At 54.4% G+C, this 11,962-nt stretch carries 5 protein-coding genes; 2 read left to right on the forward strand and 3 right to left on the reverse strand.

All coding sequences use genetic code 11. From position 1 onward, the window contains the following. Positions 1-25: 25 nt before the first annotated feature. The 3 genes from HN413_10310 to HN413_10320 form a co-directional block, all read right to left on the reverse strand. Positions 26-6,151, reverse strand: coding sequence for a hypothetical protein (locus HN413_10310; GenBank protein MBT3390794.1), 6,126 nt, complete (start codon positions 6,149-6,151; stop codon positions 26-28). Positions 6,152-6,236: 85 nt separating this feature from the next. Further along, complete coding sequence (vanZ, locus tag HN413_10315) at positions 6,237-7,148, reverse strand: VanZ family protein (GenBank protein MBT3390795.1); 912 nt, start codon at positions 7,146-7,148, stop codon at positions 6,237-6,239. Positions 7,149-7,220: 72 nt separating this feature from the next. Beyond that, positions 7,221-8,693, reverse strand: coding sequence for a CoA-acylating methylmalonate-semialdehyde dehydrogenase (locus HN413_10320; protein ID MBT3390796.1), 1,473 nt, complete (start codon positions 8,691-8,693; stop codon positions 7,221-7,223). A gap of 302 nt (positions 8,694-8,995) precedes the next feature. Here HN413_10320 and HN413_10325 point away from each other — a divergent pair, with 302 nt between their 5' ends. Together HN413_10325 and HN413_10330 are read left to right on the forward strand one after the other, a co-directional pair. Beyond that, complete coding sequence (locus HN413_10325; protein MBT3390797.1) at positions 8,996-10,897, forward strand: PQQ-binding-like beta-propeller repeat protein; 1,902 nt, start codon at positions 8,996-8,998, stop codon at positions 10,895-10,897. A gap of 90 nt (positions 10,898-10,987) precedes the next feature. Next, a complete protein-coding gene (locus HN413_10330; protein MBT3390798.1) occupies positions 10,988-11,926 on the forward strand; it encodes a serine/threonine-protein phosphatase in 939 nt (312 codons plus the stop codon). The last annotated feature ends 36 nt before the right edge of the window (positions 11,927-11,962 follow it).

An 11,962-nucleotide genomic window follows, 5' to 3' on the forward strand; every position in this document is an offset into this window, starting at 1 on the left:
GCGGCGGCCCGCCGCTCTCTTTTTGTTAATCTTCCACAATCACCCAATCGCTGGCGCTGCGGCCAAAGACTTCGGGGGAATACATTTCTTCGGCTTTGGCGGGTGGGGCCACGAACGTCCCCGGCGTGGTAGCGCGCGCGATGTAGGTGTATTTGTAGACGCCATCCCAGAGCAGGGAGGTAAAGGCTTCAGCGCGCTCGTCGCGCATATTCTGGTGTTCATACCAGGTTCCCCACCACCACCAACCGTAGCGATAATCAGAACTGCCAGGGTCTTGCGGCACAGAGCCGGAAACCGCCAGCGCAGGGTTGACAATCTCCAAACCAGCAGGCAGCGGATCCACCAGGGCGACGTGATAGCGGCGGTTATCGGCGACCATGCTCAGGCGCACACGGACGCGTGCCCCGGCTTTGATATGCCAGACGCCATCCTCGTCGCGGGTAACATCTTCAGGGTCATCAACGGCTTCGTATTCACGCGTGACGACGAAACCCATATCGAGCGGGGGCAAGTTCAGATCGGTGGGGGCATAACTCAGGCCCAGGCGGTAGTACAGGCGTCCGGTGCCTTCTTTGCTCAAGACCAAATCTTGCAGGTCTGCGCCGGAGACGAGATACTCCATCGGGATATTGGTTTCATGGCGCTCAGTGGTGTAACCTTCGTAGGCGTGATCGCCAGCGTAGGTCTCACCCAGCCAGATACGGGCCACAAAATCAGGAGTCTGGCTCTCATAGGTGTTGAAGTAGCGGTCGAGGGTCAGCAGCACAAAGACATTCTCTTGGGTGCTGCCCCAGTGACCGCGCGTGCGATGCGCCAGAAGGCCAGTCACCAGCTTGGGAATCAGATCACTCTGGGGGTTGTCAGCTATCAGGGAATCGAGCAGGATGGCATCCGTGCGGCGGTTAGAACTCAGCAACAGGTAGGATTGCTCATCGTAGGATGTAGTGAAGTTAGCGGCTCCGGCGGTCTCGACAACGCGATTGCCAACGTAGATGCGAATCGCCTCGAGGGTAGCATCCGCTCCGGGGGCATCGACCAACACCGACCAAATCCAGCCCACCGCTTCGAGGGAGAGATTCTCCAAACCGGCTTCATCCAACAAACCTTGCGCTTTCACCGGATCGGAATCATCCATCAAATCCCGCACATACAGAGCATAGGCACTCAATGTCCAGCGAGTGTTCTGGCTGTACCAGTAGGGGTAGTGGCTCTCGATGTCTTGCAGGTAGTAGAGTACATTTTCTTGCAGGTTGGTGGGAACGTCGAAACCCTTGAGCTGGGCGCGCTGTAAAGCGTGGGCCACGTGGATGGTGTTGAAGGGGATCGAATCCTGGCCGCGGCGCCAATAGGGAAAACCGCCGTCCCAATTCTGCATCCCGCTAAGGCGCTCGATATCGCGCTGGACGGCGGATTCCATAGCCTCGGGGGAGGGCAGGCCTACGGCCTCGAAGGCGGTGAGCACATCCCGCAGAGCAGCCACACCAATGATGCGAGAAGATAGCTGCTCGGAGCACTCGTAGGGGTAGCCAACGAGGTACATGACCGCGTCGGTGAGGGCTTGCAGCGCTGTGGAAGAAGTTTGAATTTCCAGGCCGCCAAACTGGGGGAAGACATCCGTAGGGCGGGCAATAGGCTGGGCGATAGCGCCCTCATCCACCACGCCATAGGTAGCGAAGGCCTCGGTCGTAGCAGGAGTATAGACAGGCAACTCGACTGTGGCGGCGTCGGCGTAATTGCCGGAGACGGCAGCAATCTGGAAGGTGGCTGTGCCCGCCATATCGGTAGCGGCGGGGAAGCGCACTTCGATGCGGTCGTTGGCGGGGACTTCGACGCGCAGGCTGGAGGTGTCGGTGAGGATTATATTCGCGCCCTGAACGACAACGTCTACCGTCAGGATGTCATCCGTCTGATTCTGAAGGACGATGGGAAGTTCAAAACTATCGCCAAAATTGAGGAAGCGCGGCGCTGAGGGGCGCACCATCAGCGGCAAACGGGCGGTGAGATTAGCTTCGGCGGAGCCGAACTGCTGACCACCTGAATCCACGGCGACGACCATGACGCGGTAACGCGTGAGATTGTCGGGCAAATCAATTTCGACTTGTGCCGCGCCCATTTCATCGGTATAAACCGTGGGGGCGAAGGTTGCCAGGGGGTTGAAGTCGGCGCGCACGGCGATGGGCGCGGCCGCGGCATTCCCATCATCCATATCGGCCATAAGGCCTTCGGCGGCGGGTGCAGGCGCGGCTTCTAGCGCCATCTCGGCTTCTTCAATGGCACCGCCAACTTTTTGAGCTGTAGCAGTAGCCTCCACCAATGCTTCGCCAGAACGAGCGGCATCGGCCAACGCCATAGGATCAGCCAGAATGATGCTGGCGCGTCCATACAGGCTGCTGAGGTCGGCGGGGCGATGCGAATAGAACGCAGAAACCGGATCGCGCATCTGATACCCGGTCAGGGCCAGAATGGCTTCATCGACAACGACGACGGCGAGTTCAGCGTTGGCAACCGGCGCGCCATTGGCATCGGCAAGCATCACCGAAAGCATGGTGCTACCACCGGGTTCGAGTTCGGTTTCTTCGAGGGAGAGATCCAGCGCCAGGGTGCGCTGCAAGGGCGGGATGCTCAGGTTGAGCGTGCCACTGGCATAAGCTGGGCGCGGCGGCGCATCGGGGACAGGTTCACCCTGATCGTCCAGGCGTAGAGCCGAGCCAACCAAATCGACCTGCACGTTCAGATTAGGGATGTGCGCTTCTTCGATGGGAATATGCAAAGTGACCGTGCCACCATCCAGAGTGAAGCGTTCAGTGTAGAGCATCCCGCTGCGGCTGACGGTCAGCAGGCCCTCGGTCGGGGCCTGTCCTGCGCTTGCCGAAGGGCTAAAGGGCGACTGCACCAGAATTTCGGCCACATCGCCGGGCTGGTAGCTATCCTTGTCGGGGATCAGGGTAGCCGTTTCTTGCTCAACTTCGCGGGAGGGCGGCTGCTCGCCGCCGCTGACCCAGCGCGTGATGCGGCTCTGATTCTGGCGTTCTTGCTCGTCGGTGATTGCGGCGGTGATCTGGTAACGCCCGCCAATCTCAGTGCTGAAGGTGCAATTTACCGGCTCAGAGCCTGATTGCACCGCGCATTCCTGCGGGTCAACTTCCTGCTCTTGCCAGGTGCCGTCGAGATATTTCCATTCGAGGCGGGCAGCAACAACTTCGATAGCGCGCCCGGGGGCGGGATTCCCGTCGAGATCGGTAACGATCAACTCGATCTCCAGAGACGTGCCCCGCTCGACAAAATAACGCTCACTGCGCAGACCCACATACAGGTCGGCAGGATGCACCATCAAACTGGTGGAACTGTTCCAGGCCTGACGGTTGACATCCATCACTGAGGCTTCGGCCATGATGCTATACGGGCGCGGCTCTCCGGCGGCGCCAAATTCCAGGCCCAAGAAGTGCTCTCCGGCGGCATCGGTCAGACCGGTGAAAGTTTCGGTGGTTGTATCAGCGGAAACGCCATCCCAACCCCACCACCACCAGGGGGTCCAGTAGCCAAAGGAAAAATCGGGCCAGTTAGGGGGTTGATAATTCGTCGGCGAGGATGTCACCCACCAGGTGGTTTCAGCATTGGGCAGCGGGCCGCCTGCAAAATACTTAGCTTCTACAGCCAACATGGCTGAATCACCCGCGAAATACGGCCCCACACTCTCATTGCGAGCATTGACTTCAAACTCAGGGCGGCGGAATTCCTGAATCTGGAAACTGTGATAATAATCGCTTCCACTTGAACCTGATAGGCTACCCTGGACGTTAAACTGGATGCTGGCATAGCCAAGATTGGCGTTATCGGGCAGTGTGAACGAAAAATCAAAACCACCCAGAGCATTGACATCGACACTGCCGCTACCAATCTCGTTGCCTTGCGAGCCAATGAAATCGTAACTCACAGCGGTAATGCCATCCCCCGCAAGACCCACATCGCCGCGCTGACCGCCGCCAATCAGCCGCAGCCAACCCTTGAGATGCACTTCTTCGCCGGGTTTGTACATCTGGCGGTCGTCGAACACAAACCAGCGCAATTCATCGTACACGGCACGTTGATGCCAGCTATCGCCGCCCCAATAGTACGTGGAGCGCGGCAGCATGGCGGTATCGTCGCCCAGGCGAGCTGTCAGGTGCTCAACGCCCCCATCAGGGATGGCGAAGCGCGCCACACCTTCGGCATCGGTACTCATATTTGCGCCAGATGCGCCAATACTCACGCCTTCCAGCGGTTTACCATCGACCAGCGCGGTGGCCCACACGACCAGATCGCTGGCATCGGCAAAAGCATCCAGGCCGATCTGCGTAACCTGCACCCAGGTGTGAACCGTCTCCCAATAATTATCTTGCTGGAACAGGCCGTTGGGTGGTTCGACAATCACAACAAACTGCCCACCCGTAGCGCCCTTTAGATATTCGCTGAGATCAATCTGAACTTCAGCCAGCGAATCCGAAGGCGCATCAATACGTTCAGCGTTGTCGCGCACTTTCTCGCCGGGTGGGTCGCCGGGACGGTCAGTCTCGTAGAAGCGGCGCATATACTCCAGAAAATCCGGCCAATCGGATGGCTGCACAGCATAGACGCGCACATTTAGGCGGTCGTAGTTCATCGTGTAAAGAGATAAAGCCGGATCTGTGGCAGAGGGATCGAGGGTGACAAACAGCTCGTCAGGGCCGATCAGGAAAGGCTCGGCGGAACCGACCCGGAATTTGAGCTGTTCGGCCTCACCGAGGCTTTGACCAAACACATCACGGATCGCGCCGTCCACTGTAACCGTGTAGGTGGTCTGCCCCTGAGACGCACCGCGAATCGTAATCGTGTCGCCAATCACATCCAGCGAAGCGCCGGGCAATTCGGGCGAAATTCGCAACATCGCTTCGGTGTAGCTTTCCACATCAATCGGGTTATTAAACTCGATGTAGAAGGGCATCAGCGGGCGGCACTCATCATCCCAATGCGAGCAGCCATAATCCACAATCTGCAACGGAGCATAGGTGTGAAAACTGAAACTCTGCGCCGACTGTGTAAGCAATGGCCCCTCCGCGGAGGGCGTGCCGGGGCCAATACGGATTTCAACATAAGCATCCGTAGGCAGCGGCTCCAGCGGGCGGAAAACCAGCCAGCGGCTCTCGAGGGTGTGTCCAGTCAACGATTGAATTGTCTCATCGGCGGCAATCTCTTCGTCTGTGGCTATACGCACGGCGACCGGCGCGCCATCGGCGGTAATGCTGATCGTTTCCAACACTGCGGCGGCCTGGATACGTTGATCGAAAGACGCGAAGATCAGCGGCTCCAGCGGTTGGGCATCATCATAGGGGTAGGAATTCTGCATGACTGGCGGCGGGGTGCTGAAGGTAAATTGCACCGCATCGGCAAGCACACTGCCAGTGGCCGACTGCGTCCCGGCGGGGATGGTAACAGTATATTCGGTGGCCTTCGGCAGGCGATCGATTAATTCGGAATCGTATTGGAAGTTGAGTGTTTTGGTGCCCAGCCAGCGCCAGGTTCCCGGCAGCGGCGGCTCAACGATCACGGGCACATCTGCGGCAGCCAGATCGGCCAGAGTGGTCAGGGGCACCATCGGCTGGTTGAAGGTGATGTTGATGAAGGGCGCAATCGGTATCTCCCCTTCGGGGGCATAGCGCAGCACTTCCAGCGGGCCGCTCTCCACGCCCATTGGTTGAGTACCCTCTTCGGGCGGGAAAGCCTCCACAATAGTCTCACCGGGACGCGGCGGTGGCAGAACGTCGTCGGGCAGATTGAAATCGAGCTGATCTGCGGGCGTGGTAGCAAGTTCGGGCAGACGCGCCAGCACACGGGCCAGGTCCGCATTCCCCAGGGGTTCACCAGCCGCGACGGGCAAGGGTTCCACACTTTGGGGCCGGGGCTGTCCATCGCTTAACATCACCACGAAGCCGGTTTCTTCACTCTCCGGCTCCGGAGTAGATTCCCCCGCATTCGCGCCTGTCGAGTCGCCCTGATAGGGAAGCGGCAGGGTTTGATCGTCTTCGGGGTTCTGTGTAAACGGCTGGGCAATGGAACAGGCCATAATCACCAGCAACGCAAATAACGTACTGATGATCGAAAATAGGTGGTGCGGTTGCGTAAATTTTGAGTTCATCGGATGCCTCCTGCGGCGCGCAAATGGCGATGCAATTGCTAATCATATAATATCCTGACGCCCAAACTTGTCAAATAGTTCCCCCTTATCGAAAACTCAACCCAAAGAGCGCCACAAAAACGACCAGAGCGTGCATAAACGCGACGATGGTCAGCAGCGGATAAATCCACAAGCGGGCGGTAATTGCGGACGCATTCACCGAAATCAGATCATCCACCAGCGAATTGGGTAAGTGTTGCCAGAAGATTCGCCAGCGCCGGTAGAGTAAAATCAGCAGATTTGCGATAAACAATATATTCCATGTGAAAAGCCAGCGCGGATACGCGCCCCAAAACACATTATAGGTCTGCACAAAAAAGAGCTGCGCACTCATAAAGATGGCGCCCGACAAACCAAAGATCAGTACACTAATTTCGTGTTTGTAGTCGCTCAAATATAAACGCCACCCCCAATCGCGCGTGGATCGTCGAGCAACGCCCAGCAATGTAAAAATACCAATCAGGGTTGAGGCGCTATTGACCAGCATATCGCTCCACCCGTAGAAGCGGCGCGGATGAATGCCTTGCTCTAACTCATCGACGACCCCCATGAAAGATCCGCACAGCATTATCAGCGCGAAGATGCCGCTACCTTTATAATCCTTCGAGAGCACCGCGTAAAGCAGCCAGGCCATGAGTACATATTCTGGAATGTGGATGTGCTTGTTCGGATTCGCTTCTAATTGAATGATCGCCAGAGCAATCAATCCGCTGGGCATTAGATACCACAGATGCTTGAAATGCCCAGTTTTACGATACCCGTACCACGCGTAGGCGCTGCCAAAAACCAGAATGCTGATCAGCGGGATTTTCCCCGCGCCGGTCTGGCCGATATATTTCACCAGAGTTCTGTAAACTACAATTGCATTCGGCAGCAAAAGGGTATAAATAGCGATGATACCCCACAGCACCACACGGATATCTATTTGGGAAAATACTTTTGTGACACGGGCTTTCATTGGCACCCCAAGAAGCTTGCCGGAAATATGGGATGGCGATAAAGCCTCCATCCCATATTTCCGGCGGAACCACTAAAATTCGCGCGCCCACTCTTTGAGCCAGCGCTCAATCACAACTTTGGTCTGAGTGTAGAACTCAACCGCATGTTGGCCTTGTCCGTGCAATGTGCCGAAGAAACTATCTTTCCACCCACTGAAGGGGAAGAAAGCCATCGGCGCGGCAACGCCAATATTAACGCCGATATTGCCCGCCATAGCCTCATTGCGGAAGCGTCTCGCCGCGCCGCCGCTGTTGGTAAAAATACAAGCCATATTCCCGTAGGCCCCACCGTTGACAGTCTGGAGGGCCTCCCCCAGCGTTTCGGCGTGCATTACGCTCATCACCGGGCCAAAGATTTCTGTTCGGGCGATTTCGCTCTTTGGAGAAACATTTTTCAGGATGCTAGGGAGTAGATAATTCCCTTGCTCGTAACCCGCAATGGCCGCCTGACGCCCATCCACCACCAAATCGGCGCCTTCTTGAATGCCCTTCTGGATGAGTCCTGTGATACGCTCTTTGCTCTGCGGGGTGATGACCGGCCCCATTTGAGTGTTCTCATCCAGGCCATAGCCAACGACACGTTCCACAGCGGCTTCTTGCAACGCGGGGATGAATATTCCCTGGGCTGCGCCTACCATGATAATATTCGCCGCCGCCAGACAACGCTGACCGGCATTACCGAAAACACTATCCGTCACGATACGGGTGGTCATCTCGACATCGGCATCGGGCATGAGCACCAGGGGATTCTTAGCCCCGCCCTGGGCCTGGACGCGTTTTCCACTGGCAGCCCCGCGGCTGTAGACGTGCCGCGCAACTGGTGTAGAGCCTACAAAGCTAATCGCTTTTACTGTTGGATGATCGAGCAGCGCATTCACCGCATCAGGGCCACCGTTGACCAGGTTAACCACGCCATCTGGTAGGTCGAGTTGCTCCATGATTTCTACGGCAAGATGCATGGTCATCGGGCAGCGCTCGGAGGGCTTGATGATAACCGTATTCCCCGTAGCCAAAGCGTAAGGCAAAAACCAGAAGGGAATCATGCCGGGGAAGTTGAACGGCGCAATAATGGCAACCACCCCCAAAGGCTGGCGGATCATCATTTCGTCAATACCGCTGGCGATATCCTCGTTCAGATAGCCCTGCATAAGTACCGGAATCCCGCAGGCAGTTTCCACATTCTCAATTGCGCGTCGCATCTCACCTCGGGCTTCCTGAATAGTTTTCCCATTCTCCAGCACAATCGTGCGGGCAAAATCTTCAAAACGCACTTCCATAAAGTCTTTTAATTTAAACAAATACTGAATTCGGGTAGTAGCCGGAGTTCGTCGCCAGGCATCAAAAGCAGTTGAGGCAGCCTGGACAACTGAATCCACATCTTTGGCCGGGGAGAGCGGAACCCGGCTGAGGACTTCTGCCGTAGCCGGGTTGATTACATTCTGATATTCTGTGGCCGTGGATTCAATCCATGCACCGTTGACATAATTCATCAATTTTTTGGACATTTTTTCTCCTGCGAAAATTGTGGGAAGGGCAAATATAGGATTTGCGCAAAAAAGCCCAAAAACAGGGGGTGTGGTAACTTCGCACCCTCCGAGCCTCTATTCTCGACAAGTTTTCCATCAGATTGCGTAAACCCTAAGACAATATGCTAAATTTCTATAAAGGACTTTATACTCGATATTGTGCCTGAATATTAGTTATCCGGCAAGAGGGCAAATAAAAAACAACCCAGTACCCCCCAGGCGTACAGTTTGCAATTCTCTGCATTGCTGACTATAATACACCTACGTTTCGCTTCCTACACTTGCATGTACAGGAGGATTCTCTGGAAGATCAAACGACTACTCGTAATTTCAACCCAGGCGAACTGGAAGATCAGGGCAGTCAGTTAAAGCCAAAGACGTTACTCGAAAACCGTTACCTTGTTGAGCGGGCTTTAGGAACGGGTGGCATGGGCGCGGTTTACTTGGCGCGGGATAGTCGTTTTTCTGTCACCAAGTATGTTGCTGTAAAAGAAATCATAGCCCAGGTTACCGATGCTGCTTTACGCGAAATAATGGTCGCCAATTTCGAACGGGAAGCGAATCTATTAGCAAGCATTAGCCACGCAGCGATTCCAAAAATTCACGATTTTTTCTCGATTAATAACCGCTCGTACGTCGTAATGGAGTATATCCGCGGGAAAGATCTCGAAAGCATCGTCAACGCAAACAAAGAAAACCTGTCTGTACAACAAATCGCTATTTGGGGGATTGAATTGTGCGACGTATTACATTACTTGCACACACGCTCCCCTGAGCCGATTGTTTTTCGGGATATGAAACCCTCCAACATAATGGTGACACCGGAGAATCACGTTGTTCTGGTTGATTTCGGAATTGCCAAAAAGTTTCAGGCCGGACAAAAGGGGACGATGATCGGCACCGAGGGGTATTCTCCCCCCGAACAATACCGCGGCGAATCATCCCCCAAAGTGGATATTTACGCCCTCGGAGCTACCCTGCATCATTTGCTCACCAGCATTGATCCACGCGATGAAGCACCGTTCACATTCGCCGAGCGACCCATCCGCCAACTCAACCCCGATGTTTCCATCGAATTTGAAACGATTGTTGAAACGGCGCTGCAATATAATGCAGATGAGCGCTTTAAAGATGCCAATACCATGAAAGAAGCCTTGATACAGATCGCCCGTCAGGGTGGTTCAAGCTACCACCCCAAAGGGACTGCTGCAATTATTCGAGATTATGAAATTAAACAGTTGTGGGATTTCGAATGTGAAGATGAAATTCGCGGCTCGGCAATTGTGCAAGGCGGTTTGCTCTACATTGGCGCGTACGACAACAATCTCTACGCTCTCGATGCAACTTCAGGCCATTTCAAGTGGAAATACGCCAGCGAAGGCGGAATCGCCGGTACACCAGCCTATTTCGAAAACAGCGTTTTCTTTGGTTCAGAAGATCATCGTGTCTATGCCATCAACGCCATATCTGGACGTGTGCAATGGAGCTACTCGACAGATGGCCCAATCCGCTCAACCCCAACCATACAAGACCGGCATGTTTTCATTGGTTCAGACGACGAACACATTCATGTTATTAACACCACCACGGGGAGACGGGCAACAAAAATCAACGCAGGGGCTCTTGTGCGGTCAAAGCCATTGCTCATCAATGATGGCCTCTATTTTGGCACCGAAAACGGCGATTTATTTTTTGCCGATTTCAATGGAAAAATCCGGTGGCGCGCAAATGCCAAACGAGCGGTAACTTCATCCCCAAGCATAAATAACGGCGTGGTCTACTTCGGCTCTGTAGACGGCCAATTCTATGCGGTGAACGCACAAACCGGCTGGCCCATGTGGCGCTTCCGCATGGAGCGGGGTACCATCTCATCCCCCTTTGTCACAGACCAATTCGCCTATATCGGCTCTGCCGATGGCAATATCTACTGTATCAACTTGCAGACATCTAAAGAAGCCTGGCACTTCTCAACTGGACACCAGGTTTCAAGCTCTCCCCTGCTGCATAACGATGCTATCTACTGCGGCAGTATCGACAACAATATCTATTGCCTGGATGCCAAAACCGGTAATTTACGCTGGAAATTCGATACCGGCGGCGCAATTACAGGCTCCCCCACGATTGCCAATAATATCTTATATATTGGATCATTGAATCATTTTCTTTATGCGCTGCCAATCTAATGGAAATTCAGACTCACTCGGGCTTGATCCACCTCAAAATATGGAATCCTGCTCACCTGGCATGCACCCACTCAACAGGAGTCAGCATTCGTGAATAATTTTTTAAAAAGCCTATTTGGACAAACCAAGCCATCTGCGGATCAAGAAAATGAATCTGCCATTTCAACAGCAAAACCCATGAGTGGCGCGCAAGATATTACCCGGCCCTTATCACCACATCTGGATAGCATCACAAGCATACCCCCAATTCGTGCCGATTTTTCGCAACTCCAGGCCAGTAGCTATCAATCAGTGGGCAAACAACGCGATCACAATGAGGATGCCCTTTTTATAATGACTTCGATGCTGGCAGGGAATGAACGCCAATTTCCTTTCGGAATTTATATCGTCGCGGATGGCATGGGTGGACATCAATATGGCGAAATTGCCAGTGAAATCGCTGCGCTAACCATGGCCGGCCACCTCTTGGATCAGGTTTACCGCAGCCAAATACAGACAAACCCCGAGCCTCCCGAAACTCCCTTGCGCGAAATTCTCGCTGAGGGCGTTATCAAAGCACATGAAACCATTCTCGAAAACGCGCCCGGTGGCGGGACCACGCTCACCGCATTGTTGATCGTTGATAACCAAATGGCGATTGCACATGTGGGAGATAGCCGGGTTTATGCAATCAGCAAGGATAATACACTGCATGCGCTCACCCGCGATCACTCGCTTGTCAAACGGCTGGAAGAGTTGGGGCAGCTTACTGCAGATGAGGCAGCCGTCCACCCGCAAAAAAATGTTCTATATCGTGCTCTGGGTCAGGGGGAGCCTTTTGAACCAGAGATCATCACCGCCCTGGCACCTGAAACGGGCTATCTATTAGTTTGTTCCGACGGTTTGTGGGGTTTGGTCCCTGAAACAACGCTTGGCAATATCGCCAACACAACCCCAACACTGAATGAGGCCTGCCAGAAAATGGTAGCTGCTGCCAACGATGCTGGCGGCCCCGATAATATAACAGCTCTTCTCATACGTCTTCCCTGAATCAGGCTTATGCTTTTCATTAAAAAATGTGCCAAC

It is taken from the genome of Chloroflexota bacterium, from assembly GCA_018648225.1.
Taxonomy (GTDB): Bacteria; Chloroflexota; Anaerolineae; order Anaerolineales; family UBA11858; genus NIOZ-UU35.